General features: G+C 63.4%; 16 protein-coding genes and 3 tRNA genes. 9 read left to right on the top strand and 10 right to left on the bottom strand.

Going from position 1 to position 16,419, the window contains the following annotated elements:
- Positions 1-50: 50 nt before the first annotated feature.
- Genes F8197_RS06895 through F8197_RS06885 form a run of 3 tightly spaced genes read right to left on the bottom strand, consistent with a single transcriptional unit; the run spans position 51 to position 2,963 of the window.
- Complete coding sequence (locus F8197_RS06895; RefSeq protein ID WP_056138500.1) at positions 51-263, bottom strand: hypothetical protein; 213 nt, start codon at positions 261-263, stop codon at positions 51-53.
- 30 nt (positions 264-293) lie between these two features.
- Positions 294-2,516 (bottom strand): ATP-binding protein, encoded by a 2,223-nt coding sequence (locus tag F8197_RS06890; protein WP_152881256.1) that lies wholly within the window; start codon positions 2,514-2,516, stop codon positions 294-296.
- 42 nt (positions 2,517-2,558) lie between these two features.
- On the bottom strand, positions 2,559-2,963 hold the full coding sequence (locus tag F8197_RS06885) for a helix-turn-helix domain-containing protein (RefSeq protein WP_152881255.1): 405 nt from the start codon (positions 2,961-2,963) through the stop codon (positions 2,559-2,561).
- Positions 2,964-3,116: 153 nt separating this feature from the next.
- On the opposite strand from F8197_RS06885, the gene F8197_RS06880 reads away from it, so the two are divergent.
- Entirely contained in the window at positions 3,117-3,968 is an 852-nt protein-coding gene (locus F8197_RS06880) for an SDR family oxidoreductase (protein ID WP_152881253.1), read from the top strand.
- 55 nt (positions 3,969-4,023) lie between these two features.
- Here the strand turns inward: F8197_RS06880 and F8197_RS06875 are convergent.
- The 3 genes from F8197_RS06875 to F8197_RS06865 form a co-directional block, all read right to left on the bottom strand.
- Positions 4,024-4,108: transfer RNA gene (locus F8197_RS06875), tRNA-Leu, on the bottom strand.
- 180 nt (positions 4,109-4,288) lie between these two features.
- Positions 4,289-4,373: transfer RNA gene (locus F8197_RS06870), tRNA-Leu, on the bottom strand.
- Positions 4,374-4,548: 175 nt separating this feature from the next.
- A tRNA-Leu gene (locus F8197_RS06865) sits at positions 4,549-4,633 on the bottom strand.
- Between the two features lie 341 nt (positions 4,634-4,974).
- Here F8197_RS06865 and rnr point away from each other — a divergent pair.
- From rnr to F8197_RS06845, 4 genes are all read left to right on the top strand, one after another.
- Entirely contained in the window at positions 4,975-7,470 is a 2,496-nt protein-coding gene (rnr, locus tag F8197_RS06860) for a ribonuclease R (RefSeq protein ID WP_152881251.1), read from the top strand.
- 4 nt (positions 7,471-7,474) lie between these two features.
- Positions 7,475-8,218, top strand: coding sequence for a 23S rRNA (guanosine(2251)-2'-O)-methyltransferase RlmB (rlmB, locus tag F8197_RS06855; protein ID WP_019922191.1), 744 nt, complete (start codon positions 7,475-7,477; stop codon positions 8,216-8,218).
- A 99-nt stretch (positions 8,219-8,317) separates the two neighbouring features.
- A complete protein-coding gene (gene cysE / locus F8197_RS06850; RefSeq protein WP_152881249.1) occupies positions 8,318-9,055 on the top strand; it encodes a serine O-acetyltransferase in 738 nt (245 codons plus the stop codon).
- A gap of 30 nt (positions 9,056-9,085) precedes the next feature.
- Positions 9,086-9,763 (top strand): YceH family protein, encoded by a 678-nt coding sequence (locus F8197_RS06845; RefSeq protein WP_152881247.1) that lies wholly within the window; start codon positions 9,086-9,088, stop codon positions 9,761-9,763.
- A 112-nt stretch (positions 9,764-9,875) separates the two neighbouring features.
- On the opposite strand, the gene F8197_RS06840 is transcribed toward F8197_RS06845, so the two are convergent.
- The 4 genes from F8197_RS06840 to F8197_RS06825 all read right to left on the bottom strand — a co-directional run bounded on the left by F8197_RS06840 (position 9,876) and on the right by F8197_RS06825 (position 13,272).
- Positions 9,876-10,826, bottom strand: a complete 951-nt coding sequence (locus F8197_RS06840; protein ID WP_152881246.1) for a hypothetical protein — start codon at positions 10,824-10,826, stop codon at positions 9,876-9,878.
- Positions 10,823-11,698 (bottom strand): ABC transporter ATP-binding protein, encoded by an 876-nt coding sequence (locus F8197_RS06835; RefSeq protein WP_056138483.1) that lies wholly within the window; start codon positions 11,696-11,698, stop codon positions 10,823-10,825. The genes F8197_RS06840 and F8197_RS06835 overlap by 4 nt, the downstream gene beginning before the upstream one ends.
- Positions 11,695-12,075, bottom strand: a complete 381-nt coding sequence (locus F8197_RS06830) for a GntR family transcriptional regulator (protein ID WP_056138481.1) — start codon at positions 12,073-12,075, stop codon at positions 11,695-11,697. The genes F8197_RS06835 and F8197_RS06830 overlap by 4 nt, the downstream gene beginning before the upstream one ends.
- A 111-nt stretch (positions 12,076-12,186) precedes the next feature.
- A complete protein-coding gene (locus F8197_RS06825; RefSeq protein ID WP_082488548.1) occupies positions 12,187-13,272 on the bottom strand; it encodes a GGDEF domain-containing protein in 1,086 nt (361 codons plus the stop codon).
- Between the two features lie 273 nt (positions 13,273-13,545).
- Here F8197_RS06825 and F8197_RS06820 point away from each other — a divergent pair, with 273 nt between their 5' ends.
- The 4 genes from F8197_RS06820 to F8197_RS06805 all read left to right on the top strand — a co-directional run bounded on the left by F8197_RS06820 (position 13,546) and on the right by F8197_RS06805 (position 16,419).
- Complete coding sequence (locus F8197_RS06820; RefSeq protein WP_152881244.1) at positions 13,546-14,043, top strand: cupin domain-containing protein; 498 nt, start codon at positions 13,546-13,548, stop codon at positions 14,041-14,043.
- Positions 14,044-14,128: 85 nt separating this feature from the next.
- Positions 14,129-14,776 (top strand): carboxymuconolactone decarboxylase family protein, encoded by a 648-nt coding sequence (locus tag F8197_RS06815; RefSeq protein WP_152881242.1) that lies wholly within the window; start codon positions 14,129-14,131, stop codon positions 14,774-14,776.
- A gap of 33 nt (positions 14,777-14,809) precedes the next feature.
- Positions 14,810-15,469 (top strand): aldehyde dehydrogenase iron-sulfur subunit PaoA, encoded by a 660-nt coding sequence (gene paoA, locus F8197_RS06810; protein WP_152881240.1) that lies wholly within the window; start codon positions 14,810-14,812, stop codon positions 15,467-15,469.
- Entirely contained in the window at positions 15,466-16,419 is a 954-nt protein-coding gene (locus F8197_RS06805) for a xanthine dehydrogenase family protein subunit M (RefSeq protein WP_152881238.1), read from the top strand. Before paoA ends, F8197_RS06805 begins: the two co-directional genes overlap by 4 nt.

Genomic DNA, 16,419 nt, shown 5'->3' with positions numbered 1-16,419 from the left:
TGAATGATGGGCTGATGCTCCGGGGTGGTCCCCATGTTGTTATTGGCTTTTTAGTAAATAATAACCAGTTTTTCGCAACGGCTGTCCCTGAACGGACCACGGAACTTTTTCCAGCCCGGCCCCAGTTGCGTGGGCGAGCAGGTCAGCACCTTGGCATCGACGATGCTTTGCCATTGCCAGTACTGCGCCGGCCCGGCCTGAAGTTGCCCACAGGTCATAGCCAGCGACAATAATGTTATGACTCCGAGAAAGTATTTAGTCATGGCGCAAGAGTACAGCAAATCGCCGCGCCCTCAAAGTGGTGCGGTTTTTGGCAGGCGCAGGGTGAACCGGGTGCCCAGCCCCACCTTGCTGGCCACGTCGATGTGACCACCCAGCACGCCAGTGACGATGTTGTGCGTGACGTACAGGCCCAGCCCCGAACCGCCAGCGCCCATGCGGGTGGTGAAGAACGGATCGTAAATGCGCGGCAGGTTGCCGCCGGGGATGCCGATGCCGTCGTCGATGACGTCGATGGCGATCTCGCCACCGCTGTCGCCACCGCCGCTGCTGTCGTAGGCTGCCACCCGCAAGGTGCCGGCCTTGCCAAGCTTGCCGCTGCCGAAGCCGTGTACCACGGCGTTGTCGATCAGCTGTCGCAGCGCCTGCAGCAGCGGGGTGGCGTAGCTGTCGAGCTTGAGCGACTGGTCGATTTCCTGTTCGAGCGTGACGCCCTGCCGGCGCAGGTCGGCTTCCATGGCATGCAGTAAATGCCCCACCTGTTCGCCCAGCAGAAAACGGCTGCGCTGGGAGTTGGCGCCATCGACCGCGATATGGCGGAAGCTGGCCACCAGCGCTGCCGCCCGGTTCAGGTTGCGCAGCACCACCTGGTCGGCGCTGGCGGCCTGGTCGAGATAGGTTTCCAGCACCGAGCGGCGCAGGCCGCCTTCGAGCTCGCGCCGCAGTTCGGCCGTGCGTTCGCTCATGGTGCTAGCCATGACCAGGCTGTTGCCGATCGGCGTGTTCAGTTCGTGCGCCACGCCCGCCACCAGCGCGCCCAGCGCGGCCAGCTTGTCGCGGCGCACCAGCTCCTCCTGGGTCAGGCTGAGGTTTTCCAGCGCGGCCGTCAGTTCTTCGTTGACCTGCTCGGCCTGCTCCTTCGATTGCAGCAGTTCCAGCGTGCGCGCCGCCACCAGCTCTTCCAGGTGCTCGCGGTGGCGCAGCAATTCTTCCTCGCGCCGGGCGCGGGTGATGGCAATCCCGGCCAGGTGCGAGGCGGTGCCGATAAGGTCCAGTTCGTCGTCGGCCGGTGTGCGCGCGGTGCGGTAGTACATGGCAAACGAACCGATCACCGTGCTGCTGTCCTGCATGATGGGAATCGACCAGCAGGCGCGCAGGCCGAAGCGCGCGGCCACCTCGCGGTAGGGCGTCCATAGCGGGTCATGGTCGATGTCGGCCACGATCACGGTGGCGCGGCGGTACATGGCTGTACCGCACGAGCCTGCCGAAGGGCCGATGGGCAGTCCGACCAGCGCATCGAGATACGCGCGCGGCATGCGTGGGCCGGTTGCGGCTGCCACTGTGCGTCCGTCCGGACCCAGCAGCATCACCGTGCAAATGACATCCGGCGATTGCGACTCGATCAGCAGCATCAGCCGCTTCATGATCTCGCCCTGCAGCGCCGAACGGGCGATCATTTCCAGCAGCTTGTTCTTGCCGTCGCGCAGCGCTGCCGCCCGGTTGCGGGCCGTGACATCGACCACCCGCACATGCATCAGCCGGTGCTCACCGGAATTGAGCGGCACCATGCGCAGTTCGCAGTCGATCAGGCGGCCGGTGCTGTGCCGCATGGTCAGCGCCACCATTTGCGTGGCGCCGCCCATCACCGCTGCCACCTGCTCGGCAAACACCGCGTTCGAGGTGCGGCCATCGGGCTGCAACGGCGGGCACAGCGAGGGCAGGTCGGTTTGCACCAGCTCCGCCTCGGTCAGGCCGAAATGCTGGCGCGCGCGACGATTGACGTCGAGCAGCAGGTTGGTGCCGCGCTGCATCAGCAGGATGGTGTCGGGCGAGCCGGCCAGCATGGTGTGATAGTTGACTTCCAGCGTGGCCATGGTGGGCAGCGCGCGCGTGGCTGGCGCAGGTAATATCGCGTGCAGGCGTACCAGGATTTTTTCGGCCAGGTCGTCCGCCTCCATCGAGAGCGGCAGGTAGTCGGTGGCGCCGATGTGGAGCGCGCGCGCGTGTTCCTCGGGATGGGGCGCGGTGGAGAGCAGGTAGAGCGGCACCTGGGGGCCGCACAACTGGCGCACCAGTTGACAGAGCTCCAGGCTGGCGCTGCCGGCCAGCGCCACATCGACGACGGCCAGCGCCACGTCGCCGCTGCGCGCCACCTCCAGCGCCTCGTTGCCGCGGCTGACGACGCGCACATGGTAGCCGTGGCGCGCCAGTGTCTGCTCCAGGCCGGCGTGGTCGTACGCCGAACTGGTGGCAACCAGTATCGTGTGCGGCGTAGCGGAGGAGGGCGTCAGCGTCATGGCATGGTTAGTGTATTACAAGATCGGCGGCGAAGATCGAATTCATGCCGCCTCGATGGCGGCGGCTTTCTGGGCTTGCTCGATCAGCGGGAAATTGTTCTCGATCCAGTCCACCAGTACTTCCAGTCGCGTGGCCGCCTCGCGGCCCAGCGTGGTCAGGCTGTATTCCACGTGCGGTGGCACGACTTGCTGCGCCACGCGCAGCACCAGGCCATCATAGGCGAGGGCGTCGAGCGTTTGCGCCAGCATTTTTTCGCTCACACCGCCGATCGCGCGTCGCAACTCGCTGAAACGGTGGGTGCGGTCGAGCAGCACGATCAGCACCAGCACGCCCCAGCGGCTGGTAATGTGGCCGAGCACGGCGCGCGACGGGCATTCGGCCGCCAGCACGCGCGGCTGCAACTGGTTGTCGCGCAAAGCCGCACGCAGTGATTTTTGTTCGTTCATCATCTATCCAAAGTCGGAGGTGTACTTACCAAATTGTACGTACTTACAAAAAGTAAGTACAGCGATTACCATGGACGCTGTCAGTTCACCTTAAGACAAACCTAACCGTGCCACTTTAGGCTGGTGCTTATCGAATTTAAAAAAGGAAACAACATGATCGTCATTACCGGTGCTACCGGCCAACTGGGCCGCCTCGTCATTTCCCACCTGCTGAAAACCACGCCGTCCGGGCAAATCGTTGCCGCCGTGCGCGATCCGGCCAAGGCTGCCGATTTGCAGGCGCTCGGCGTGCACGTACGCCAGGCCGATTACAACGATCCGGCCTCGCTCGACACGGCCTTTGCCGGCGCCACCAAGGTCTTGCTGATCTCGTCCAACGACCTCGGCAACCGTGGCGCCCAGCACCAGAACGTGATCGATGCGGCCGTGCGCGCCAGCACCGCGCTGTTGGCCTACACCAGCGTGCTGCACGCCGACACCAGCCTGCTGGGCCTGGCCGCCGAACACCGCGAAACCGAAGACGCGATCCGCGCCTCGGGCCTGACCTACACCTTGCTGCGCAATGGCTGGTACCTGGAAAACTACACGGCCGGCCTGAAGGGCGCCCTCGAACATGGCGCGCTGAGCGGCGCCGCCTCGGACGGCAAGATTGCCGCCGCCGCGCGCGACGACTATGCGCAAGCCGCTGCCCTGGTGCTGGCCAGCGGCCAGCCGGTAGCGCAGGTGTATGAACTGGCGGGCGACACGTCCTTCACCCTGAGCGACCTGGCAGCGGAGACAGGCAAGCAAGCCGGTCGCGAGCTGCCGTACCACAACCTGGGCCAGCACGAGTACCGCGAACTGCTGGTGACCGTGGGCCTGCCGCCGGCAGTAGCCGACCTGCTGGCCAATTCCGACTTTGCCGCTTCCAAGGGCGCGCTGTTCGACGACAGCGGCATGCTGGGCAAGTTGATCGGCCGTCCGACCCAGCCGCTGGCCGATGCCGTGAAAGCCGCTTTGGCCTGAGCATGAAAAAAGCCGCAGACCTCGAAGAGGAATGCGGCTTTTTTGCGGAATTTTGTGGTGCCCACGGAGGGACTCGAACCCCCACACCTTGCGGCACATGGACCTGAACCATGCGCGTCTACCAATTCCGCCACGTGGGCACTGTTGCTGCTTTACTTCTCTCTATCGCGTGTTCTGCAACAGAGGACCGAATCTTAAAGTAGCACTGGCACTGCGTCAAGGGCATGAGCATGCTTTTGTGAAATTAATTTGTGGTGCGGTCGGGAATGAAAAAAGCCGCAGACTCGATGAAAAGTCTGCGGCTTCTTTGCGGAATTCTGTGGTGCCCACGGAGGGACTCGAACCCCCACACCTTACGGCACATGGACCTGAACCATGCGCGTCTACCAATTCCGCCACGTGGGCACTGTTACTGCTTTACTGCTTGTTCTGCTGCGTGTTCTGCATCAGAGGCCAGAACTATACGGGACACTGCGCAAGTCGTCAAGCATCCGCCCGAAATTATTTGCATTCAACGTGTACGGGCATGAAAAAAGCCGCAGACTCGGTGAAAAGTCTGCGGCTTCTTTGCGGAATTCTGTGGTGCCCACGGAGGGACTCGAACCCCCACACCTTGCGGCACATGGACCTGAACCATGCGCGTCTACCAATTCCGCCACGTGGGCACTGATGCTGCATATGCTAAAAAGGGTAGGTTTCGTGCCAGATGAACTTGCGTTCCATACTGCACATCAACCCGGTCTAGCATTCCTGCTTTGCTTTCGTTTTTCAACGTTGTCGCTGCAAGAGACCAAGATTATAGAGCAATCTTGCGCGATGTCAAACGTCATTTTCAGAAAATGTTTGAAAAATTGCCCAGAGTGCGTACGAATTAGGCTATCGCCGCGTTTCCAAGTACACTACGGCTGTCGTCTGGCATATATATGCACAATATCAGTATCCCCGACGATTTTTGCCAGGCCGGATTTACCCAATACTGTCAATAACAACACCATAGAAATAACTTTTGAGCCAAATTACACACACCATTCCAAGCCGTGAGGAAATTCTCGGCATCTTCCGCAGCGCCCAACGGTCGCTTGACCTGCTCGCGGTAGCGAAGTCGCTCGACGTAGCGACCGACGCCCAGGCCGTGCTGTCGCGCCGCCTGAACGCCATGCAGCGCGACGGCCAGATCGTCGTCGATGACGCCGGCAATTTCACCCTCGCTGAGGACACCGGTTTCATCGCCGGCAAGGTCAGCAGCCACCGCGACGGTTTCGGCTTCGTGATCCCGGATGAGCCGGGCGAAGACCTGTTCCTGCCAGAGAAAGAAATGCAGAAAGTGCTGCATGGCGACCGCGTGATGGCCAAGGTGGTCGGTGTCGATCGCCGCGGCCGCAAGGAAGGCACGATTGTCGAAGTCGTCAGCCGCGCCAATACCCACATCATCGGCCGCCTGCTCAATGAAAACGGCACCTGGGTCGTGGCGCCCGAAGACCAGCGCATCGGCCAGGACGTCCTGGTTGAAGGTTCGGTCGGCAAGGCCAAGGCCGGGCAGGTCGTCAGCGTGGAGCTGACCGAGCAGCCGATGCGTTTCAAGCAGCCAGTGGGCAAAATCGTTGAAATTCTCGGCTCGCTTGACGACCCGGGCATGGAGATCGAAATCGCCGTGCGCAAGTTCAACGTGCCGCACGTGTTTTCGCCAGCCGCGCTCAAGCAGGCCAACAAGCTGCCAGACCACGTGCGCGAAGCCGACCTGGGCGAGCGCGTCGATTTGCGCGACGTGCCGCTGGTCACCATCGACGGCGAAGACGCGCGCGACTTCGATGATGCCGTGTACTGCGAACCGGTCAAGATCGGCCGCGCCAACGGCTACCGCCTGATCGTCGCAATTGCCGACGTGAGCCACTACGTCAAACCGAACGACGCGCTCGATACCGACGCATTGGAGCGCAGCACGTCGGTGTACTTCCCGCGCCGCGTGATCCCGATGCTGCCCGAAAAACTGTCGAACGGTCTGTGCTCGCTGAACCCGGCGGTCGATCGCCTCACGCTGGTCTGCGACGCCGTGATCACCGCCAAGGGCGAAATCAAGGCGTACCAGTTCTACCCGGCCGTGATCCACTCGGCCGCGCGCCTGACCTACACCGAAGTGGCCGACATCCTCGGCGACAAGAAGGGGCCGGCAGCCAAGCGCCGTCCCGGCCTGGTGCCGCACCTGGACAACCTGTACGACGTGTTCCAGGCCTTGTTGAAAGCGCGCAGCGAACGCGGCGCGATCGACTTCGAGACCACCGAAACCTATATCGTCAGCAATCCATCGACCGGCAAGATCGAAAAGATCATCCCGCGCACCCGCAACGATGCGCACCGCCTGATCGAGGAATGCATGTTGACCGCCAACGTCTGCGCGGCCGACCTTTTAATTCGCAACAAGCACCCGGGCACGTACCGTATCCACGCCAGCCCGACCGCTGAAAAGCTCAAGCAGGTGCGCACGTTCCTCAAGCAAGTGAACCTGACCCTGGAAGGCGGCGACAAGCCGGCCGCCGGCGACTACGCGTCGCTGATGCGCCAGATCAAGGAGCGCCCGGACGCGTCGCTGCTGCAAACCATGCTGCTGCGCTCGATGCAGCAGGCCGTGTACAGCCCGGACAACATCGGCCACTTCGGCCTGGCGTACGAGGCCTATGCCCACTTCACCAGCCCGATCCGCCGCTACCCGGACCTGCTGACGCACCGCGCCATCAAGGCGATCTTGGTCGGCAAAAAATACGAGCCGAAGATACCCGAGTCGAGCGTATTGAACACCAATGTGTCGAACGCCACGCGCAAGCAGCAGGCCAAGGACAAGGCCGAAGGCAAAGAGAAAAAAGCCGCCGATCTCACCATCTGGGATGCGCTGGGCGTGCACTGCTCGGCCAACGAACGCCGCGCCGACGAAGCGTCGCGCGATGTCGAAGCCTGGCTCAAGTGCTACTTCATGCAGGATAAACTGGGCGAGGAATTCACCGGCATCATCACCGGCGTGGCCACGTTCGGCATTTTTGTGCAGCTCGACCAGCTGTTCGTCGAAGGCATGGTCCACGTGACCGACCTTGGTTCCGACTACTTCCAGTACGACGACGCCCGCCACGAACTGAAAGGCGAGCGCACCGGCAAGCGCTTCCAGCTGACCGATCGCGTCACCGTGCAAGTGGTGCGGGTGGACCTGGAAATGCGCAAGATCGACCTGCGCCTGTCCGGTCCCGACGCGCCGCCGCCAAAGCCGGAAGGCAGTGGCAACAGCGGCGGCAAGGATCGCAAGACCAACATCAAGCCCGGCCCGACCACGTCGCAGCGCCACGAGGTGAAAACCACGGCAGCGGATCATCATGGTGGCAACAACGGCGGCGGCAACGGCGGCAGCAAGCCCAAGTCCCGCTCGCGTGGTGGCCGCAGCAAGAACAATGCCGCGGCGTCTGCCCCGGCAGCACCCCAGGCAGCAAAACCTGCCGCAAAAAGTAAGAAGAAGCGATAAGTAAATGAAGAACAAAATGATTTTTGGGTTCCACGCGGTGACCTCGCGCTTGCGTCACGAGGCGTCGTCGGTGGAAGAGATTTTCATCGACGCCACGCGCGATGACCGCCGCATGAAAGATCTGGTGGCCAACGCCAAGGCTGCCGGTGTGCGCATCATGCCGGTCGATTCGGCTCGCCTGGACAAGATCGTCGGCACCCGCCGCCACCAGGGCGTGATCGCCTTTGCGTCGCAGCTGGCGCTGGCGCGCAACCTCGATGAACTGCTCGACGCCATCGACGGTCCGCCGCTGCTGCTGGTGCTCGACGGCATTACCGATCCGCACAACCTGGGCGCCTGCCTGCGGGTGGCCGACGGTGTCGGCGCACACGCGGTGATCGTACCGAAAGACCGCGCCGTGGGCCTGAACGCCACCGCCGCCAAGGTGGCCAGCGGCGCCGCCGAGACCGTGCCTTACATCACGGTGACCAACCTGGCGCGCACGCTGCGCGAACTGAAGGAGCGCGACATCTGGCTGATCGGCACGTCCGACGACGGCGAGAAGGGCCTGTACGAAGCCGACTTCACCGGCCCGACCGCGCTGGTCATGGGTTCGGAAGGCGAGGGCATGCGCCGCCTCACGCGCGAAACCTGCGACGTGCTGGTGAGCATTCCAATGTTCGGCTCGGTTGAGAGTCTGAACGTGTCGGTGGCGTCGGGCGTCTGCCTGTACGAAGCGCGCCGCCAGCGCATCGCCAAAGAAGCTTAATTATCACGGGGCCTCCTGCCGGGAGGCCCTTGCAACACACTCCGGCACGTCCCCTCCAGATACGCTACCATACGCGTTTCCGTTGTCACTCGAACACCCATGTTCCACCATCTGCGCCAAGACATCAACAGCATCATCGAACGCGACCCCGCTGCCCGCAACGCCTGGGAAGTGCTCACCTGTTATCCCGGTTTGCAGGCAATCGTCATGCACCGCTGGGCGTCTTGGTGCTGGTGGCACGGCGCCAAGTGGCTCGGTCGCTTCATCTCGTATGGCGCGCGCATCGTCACCGGCATCGAAATCCATCCTGGCGCCACCATCGGCCGCCGCGTGTTCATCGACCATGGCTTCGGCGTGGTGATCGGCGAGACTGCCGAGATCGGCGACGACTGCACCATCTACCAGGGCGTCACCCTTGGCGGCACGTCGCTGCACACGGGCGCCAAGCGGCATCCCACGCTGGGGCGGGGCGTGATCATCGGCGCCGGCGCCCAGGTGCTCGGCGGTTTCACCATCGGCGACTATGCCAAGGTGGGCTCGAACGCGGTGCTGCTCAAACCAGTGCCTGCGGGCGCCACTGCCGTCGGCAATCCGGCCCACGTCGTCCAGAAGGATTTACTCGGTGCTGCCGCCAATCCGTTTGCCGCGTATGGCGTCACGCCAAACGGCGATGATCCGCTGTCGAAAGCCTTGCGCGGCCTGATCGAAAACGCCGTCAAACAGGAAGAGCGCATCGAGCGGCTGATGGCCACCATGCGCGCGGCCGGGCTCGAGTGCCAGGGCGTGCCTGAATGTGATAAATTAAATTCCGATCAATTGAACAAGCTCGTCGAATAACGCGATTAACCACAAGAAGGAACGCTGCAGATGGAAACTACGCCCGAAGGCCTCGAGATTCTGGACCCGTTCGAGTTGCGAGTGCTGGCCGTGCTGGCCGAAAAGGAAGCGCTCACGCCCGACAACTATCCGCTGTCACTGAACGCGCTGGTCAACGGCTGCAACCAGCTGTCGAGCCGCGACCCGGTGATGTCGATTTCGGAAGACACAGTGGCCGAGGTGTTGCAGCGGCTGATGCAGGCCAAGTACGTCAACGGCATCACCCAGGCCGGCGCACGCGTGACCAAGTATGAGCACCGCCTGCGCATCAAGTTCACGCTGGAGCAGGACAAGCTGGCCGTGCTGACCATGCTGATGTTGCGCGGCCTGCAAACGGCCGGTGAAATCCGCACCCGCAGCGGCCGCCTGCACGACTTCAAGTCGGTGGCCGAGGTGGAGCATGCGCTGCAATTTTTGATCGACAAATATCCGCCGCTGGTGTCGAAACTGCCGCTGGCGCCCGGCACCAAGGAGCCGCGCTACGGCCACCTGCTGGCCGGTGAAGAAGCGCTGGCACGCGAGGAAACCGCCGCCAGCCTGGGCGGCTCGGTCGGCGGTGCGGGGCAGGGGACAAAAATCGGCGCGCTGGAGCAGGAAGTGCAGCAGCTGCGCCGCCAGGTCGAAGACTTGACCGCGCAATTCGCCGAATTCCGCCAGCAATTTGAGTAACTAGAAACGCTGCAAGCGCCTGATCTAGCCTTCAGAGCAAGGCGCAGCGACGAAGACAGTACGCCAGTACGGCGAGGAGCTGCAACGCCGCGCTGGAGGCTGGATCAGGCGCTTAGCCTTCTTCGCGGCGGCGGCGCATGCGTATCGCCACCGCAATCATCGCCACACCCGCGACCACGCCGACCCACAGCCCCACGTTAGCCAGCGTGGACCAAGAATACAGGAAGGCGTCGGTCGGCGTCGGCAGGCCGTGTTCTTCCGACAGCGCCAGCCGGCTGCGGTCGAACCACATCCACGATCCCGGCACCACGCCCAGCAACAGGCGGTTGGTGACGTTGCTGATGAACCAGCCGACGTTGAGATCGAAGCCCAGCACCTTCTGCATCCATACCAGCAGCAGCCCCGCGCCTACCGGCAGGCCCACGGCCCACACGAACACTTTCGAGCGCACCATGCTCGAGATCATCAGCAGCCAGCCCACCGTGGGCAGCGCCCAAAGCATATAGACGGGCAGCAGGCCGAGCACGCGCAGCGGCGCCAGGTACAGCTCGGGCGAGGCCAGCAGGTCGCCGAACAGCACCGTGCCGTGCAGCGACAGCTTGGCCGCCACCGCCAGCAGCAGCACCAGCGACAGCGCAACGGCGATACCGACCACGATCAGTGGCGCGACCACCAGTGCCGTGACAACCTTGGACAGCACCGTGGTCTGGTCCGATACCGGCAACGATTTCCAGAACAGGATGCTGCGGTCGCGGCGCTCGTCGTTGAGCGCACCGAGGCAATAGAAAAACACCAGGAAGCCGAGCACCAGGTACACCGGCACCGCAGAAACGATGTAGCCTTGGGCCAGCGTGCTCACCAGGGTAGCGCGCGCCTGGCCCTGGATGCTGACCGTGAAGCTCTGGGCGGTGATGGCGTCGCCGGACAACTGGATGTCCTTGCCGATGAATACCGCCAGCAGCGCCAGCGCCGCAATCAGTCCGGCGATCACCAGCGGCGTCCACACCAGCATGCCCTTGTGCTCCCACAATTCGCGCTTGATCAGCCATTTCATGGTTTTCATTGTGGTTGTCCTTTCATGGTGGCGACAAACAGGTCGGCCACGCTGGGCGTGCGCACTTCGCCGAAGGTGGCCAGTTGGGTACGGTCGGCGCGGTCGAACAGCATCACCGATTTGCCGAACACCGTGCGCTGCGAGATCGGGCCCAGCGCGCTGGCCACGGCCACGAACTGCGGTTCGACCATCACCTCGGCATAGCGCTCGCCCACTTCATCCATGCTGGCGGCCAGCACGATGCGGCCGTTCTCGATGAACATCAGGTCCGACAGGATGTGCTCGACTTCCTCGATCTGGTGGGTGGTGATGACGATGGTCTTCTGTTCGTCGAAATAGTCTTCCAGCAGGTTCTGGTAGAACTGTTTGCGATACAGGATGTCCAGGCCCAGCGTGGGTTCGTCGAGAACCAGCAATTTGGCGTCGATCGCCATCACCAGCGCCAGGTGCAGCTGCACCACCATACCCTTGGACATGGCATTGACCTTCATGTTCGGCGTGAGCTTGGTATTGGCAATGTACTGTTCGGCGCGGGCGCGGTCGAAGCGAGGGTGCACGCCGGCCACGAAGTCGATCGCATCTTTGACCTTGAGCCACTTGGGCAGGATGGCGACGTCGGCGATGAAGCACACGTCGTTCATCAGCAGTTCGCGCTCGGTGCGCGGGTCGCGGCCCAGCACCGACAAGCCGCCCTCGAACGGCGTCAGGCCCAGGATGGCCTTGAGCGTGGTGGTCTTGCCCGAGCCGTTCGGTCCGACCAGGCCGACGATGCGGCCGGCGCCAATGGTAAAGCTGACGTTGTCGAGCGCGGTATGTTTGCCGTAGCACTTGCTGATGCCGGTGGCGGTGATCACGGCATCCGGATTCAGTGCGGCGTTCATGGCTGTGCTCCCGATGGTGCCGGCGCGGCGGCGCCGAGCAGGGCAGCAGTGTCGAGGCCGAGGCGGCGGATGCGTTCGAGCATGGCCGGCCATTCTTCGCGCATGAAGCGCTCGCGTTCGCTCGCCAGCAGTTTGTCGTGTGCACCTTCGGTTACATACATGCCTAGCCCCCTGCGTTTTTCCACCAGCGCCTCGTCCACCAGTTCCTGGTAGGCGCGCGACACCGTGATTGGGTTGAGTTGATAATCGGCCGCCACCTGGCGCACCGACGGCAGGGCATCGCCTGCCTTGAGCAAGCCGTCGAGCATCATGCCGACCACCTTGTCCTTCAACTGCCGATAAATCGGCGCGTTGTCATTCCAGTCTGTCGCTGACATACATGGAGTCCTTTTGATATGGTGTTGTAGTGAACTATAGCACTAAAAATCAAAAAGACAATGATTTTGCACAGGGGGATGGTCTCGGCCGGCTAGCGCCGGCCTGCGCGCTTACACCGTCTCGCTGCGGTCGCGGCCGGCGGCCTTGGCGCGGTAGAGGGCGGCGTCAGCGCGCGCCATCAGCGCTTCCAGGCTCTCGTCTGGCGACTGCTGGCTGGCGATGCCGATGCTGACCGTGTAGTCCGGCACGTTGCCGCCGCGCGCTGCGAACAGCAACCCATGGATGCGTTGCGCCATCGCTTTGGCCTGCTCGGCCGTGGTGCCCGATAGCAGCACGATGAATTCCTCGCCGCCGAAGCGCGCAACGAGGTCGATCTCGCGCAGGGCCGAGACGGTAGTGCGTGCCGCATGCACCAGCACTTGGTCGCCGACTGCGTGGCCGTGCTGGTCGTTGATGGCCTTGAAGTAGTCGAGGTCGATGCTGAGCAGGGTGATCGGCTGGCCATGGCGTTTCATCCGCGCTACCTCGCGGCGGTAGGCGTCGGCGAAACCGCGCCGGTTCAGCACCCCGGTCAGCGGGTCCGAGTTGGAGCGATGCTCCATCACAACCTGCAGGCGCCGCGTGGCGACGGTCATGAAGCCGACCGCCAACATCAGCGTCATGAAGTTGGCGGTCAACAGGAAAATGCCCTGTACCGCGCCGTTGCTGGCGTTGCTGGTGCCGACCGCGCCGCTGAGCGCCGCGAGCAACCGCACCAGCAGCACCAGCGACTGCACCAGCAACAGCGCGCCGAAGAACCAGCTGGAGAAGTGGCGTTCGCCATGGCGCACCAGCAGCACCAGTTGCGCCACGTAGAACGACAGCGTCAACGATGAAAACACTGCCACCCGCAACGCGTAGTCCTGGGTGATCACATACCAGCCGATCAGACAGACCATGCCGGCTACCCACGCCAGCGCCAGCCACCACCAGCTTGGCTTGCGGCCGTAGAAGATCTGGGTGCCGATCAGCATCAGCCCGGCGGCGCCCAGCATCGTGCTATTGGCCACGAACAGCAACACCGCCTCCGGCATCAGTGGCCCTGCGCAGAATAGCAAGCCGCTCGCCGTCAGCGATAACATGCCAAGCGACTGATGGCCCAACCCTCGCACGTCGGCAGGGAAGCTGCGGTAGGCGGAAAACAACACGATGGTCATCGCCGCCGCCATGAGAGTCGAAGTCAGAACGATGGTCGTAGGATCTAGCTGTATCACAGTGGCGAGGGGGGAATTTCGTGATCTGCAAGGATACCAGCAACTCCTGGCATGCCGTGAGGCTAATCGGCTTTGGGCAACGTCCATTACCCTGAACTGTCGGATTGATGAGCCACGCTAATAAGCCCATGCGCTTTTTGCCTCTATGCGCTCGATAGCGCAACAGCTACATTGGGTTTTCTGCACGTTGACACTATTCGATCAAGGAACTCACACATGGTTATACGTATCTGGCGCATTCTGCCGCTGGCGGTGACGCTGCTGGCCGGCCTGGCGCAGGCTCAACCGCAGCAACCGGCTGCCACCGCACCGGCCCAGCGCATCATCAAGTCCGGCACGGTGGCCTCGGTGGCCGGCCCGGCCGAGAATTTCACGGGCCGGGTGCGGGTGGATCCGCTCACCGCCACCAACGAGTCGATCAACACCTCTACCGCTTACGTCACCTTCGAGCCCGGTGCGCGGTCGGCCTGGCATACGCATCCGGCCGGCCAGTACCTGGTGGTCACGGCTGGCGCCGGCCTGACCCAGGAATGGGGCAAGCCGGTGCAGGAACTGCGGGCCGGCGACGTGGTCTGGTGCCCGCCGGGCGTCAAGCACTGGCATGGCGCTGCGCCCACCACCGCGCTCACCCATATCGCCGTCACCGGCAGCCAGGCTGGCAAGAGCGTCCAATGGCAAGAAAAGGTCACCGATGAACAATACCATTCCCGTTAATTTTTGCGCTGCTGTGTTGCCGGTAATGTTGGCGCTCATGGCGTTCACCACTTCCGCCAGCGCCGCCCCACCGGAGCAAGCTTCCATGACTACTGAAACCGTCACTTCCCGCCTTTCCCCCAAACAGCAGGCCATCGGTCCGATTGCCGCCTTTGCCGCCACCGGCGACCTGCCACGCCTGGGCGCTGCCCTCGACAGCGGCCTCGATGCCGGCCTGTCGGTGGGCGACTGCAAGGAAATCCTGGTGCAGATGTATGCCTATGCCGGCTTCCCGCGCGCCCTCAATGCGCTCGGAGTGTTGATGAAAACCGTGGAAGCGCGCCAGCAGCGCGGCATCAACGACCCGGAAGGCGCCGGCTCCGGACCGATACCGGTGGGTGCAGAATTGCTGGCCGTGGGCACCGCCAACCAGACCAGGCTGACCGGCGCCCCGGTCAAGGGCCCCGTGTTCGAATTCGCCCCGGCCATTGACCAGTACCTCAAAACCCATCTGTTCGGCGATATTTTTGCGCGCGCCAATCTCGACTGGCAGAGCCGCGAGCTGGCCACCGTGGCCGCGCTGGCAGCCATGACTGGCGTGGAACCGCAACTGCTGTCGCACACGCAGATCAGTCTCCATCAGGGACTCACGCACCAGCAACTGCGCCAGTTTGCCGAGGTGCTGGCCGAACGCGTGGGATCGGAAGCCGCTGCCCGTGCGCGTACGGCGCTGGACCAACAGCCAGCCAAATAATGCCGTCAGAAGTACCACCTCAGGGAGTCCCACATGAATGACCTTACCGATTTCAAACTCAGCCGGCGCGACGTATTGAAAGCGGGCGCCGTATCGGCCACTGCCGCCGTTGTGCCATCGCTTGCCGGCGCTCAGGGCCACACGCCGGCCACCACTGCAGCCACCACCGCCGCAGCACCAGTGCTGGCCAAAGTCTCCCTCACCATCAACGGCCAGCGCCACCAGCTCGAAGTGGACACCCGTACCAGCCTGCTCGACGTGCTGCGCGAAAACCTGCACCTGACCGGCACCAAGAAGGGCTGCGACCATGGCCAGTGCGGCGCCTGCACCATCATGCTCGACGGCCGCCGCATCAATTCCTGCCTGTCGCTGGCCGTGATGCACGAAGGGGCCGCGATCACCACCATCGAAGGTATGGGTACGCCCGATAAACTGCATCCGATGCAGGCGGCGTTCATCAAGCATGACGGCTACCAGTGCGGCTACTGCACGCCGGGGCAGATCTGTTCCGCCGTGGCCGTGCTCGATGAAATCAGGCAGGGCATCCCGAGCCACGTGAGCGGCAGCCTCACCGAGAGGCCGCTGCTGTCCGCCGACGAGATCCGCGAACGCATGAGCGGCAATATCTGCCGCTGTGGCGCCTATTCGAACATCTTCGACGCGATTACCGAAGTAGCCGGAGGTGCAGCATGAGAGCGTTCACCTACCAGCGCGCCGCCACCCCGGCTGCCGCGGCCGAAGCGTTCGTCCGTACGCCCGGCGCCCGTTTCATCGCCGGCGGCACCAATCTGCTCGATCTGATGAAGCTCGAGATCGAGACGCCGTCGCACCTTATCGACGTCAACGGCCTCGGTTTCAACCAGATCGAGGCCACGCCGGACGGTGGCCTGCGCATTGGCGCGCTGGTGAGCAATACCGACCTGGCGGCCGATGCGCGCGTGCGCCAGGATTACGGCGTGCTGTCGCGCGCACTGCTGGCCGGCGCGTCGGGCCAGTTGCGCAACAAGGCCACCACGGCCGGCAACCTTCTGCAGCGCACCCGCTGCCCGTATTTCTATGACACGAACCAGCCGTGCAACAAGCGCGTGCCGGGCACCGGCTGTTCGGCCATCGGCGGCGTCAATCGCCAGCACGCGGTGATCGGCTCGAGCAGCGCCTGCATTGCCACCCACCCGAGCGACATGGCCGTGGCCATGCGCGTGCTGGACGCCACCGTGGAAACGGTGCGCGCCAACGGTACTGCGCGCAGGATTCCGATTGCCGACTTCCACCGCTTGCCGGGCGACACTCCGCACCTCGATACGGTGCTCGAACCTGGCGAGCTGATTACGTCGGTGACGCTGCCACGCCCATTGGGCGGGGTGCACATTTACCGCAAGGTACGAGACCGGGCGTCGTACGCGTTCGCGCTGGTGTCTGTCGCTGCCGTGATTCAGAAAGATGGCACGGGCCGTATTGCCGTGGGCGGCGTGGCGCATAAACCGTGGCGCGTGGAAGCGGCCGAAGCGCGCCTGCCGCAGGGCGCCAGGGCCACGCTTGAGACCTTGCTGGCCGGAGCCAAACCAACCGAAGAAAACGCCTTCAAGGTGACGCTGGTGGAGCGCACCCTGGGCGCCGTGCTGGCCGCAGCAAAGAAAGGCTGA

Origin of the sequence: Duganella sp. FT27W, assembly GCF_009295655.1 — a bacterium.
Taxonomy (GTDB): domain Bacteria; phylum Pseudomonadota; class Gammaproteobacteria; order Burkholderiales; family Burkholderiaceae_D; genus Rugamonas; species Rugamonas zoogloeoides.
Note: the sequence above shows the minus strand (reverse complement) of the source record. Positions and strands in the feature narration are given on the sequence as shown.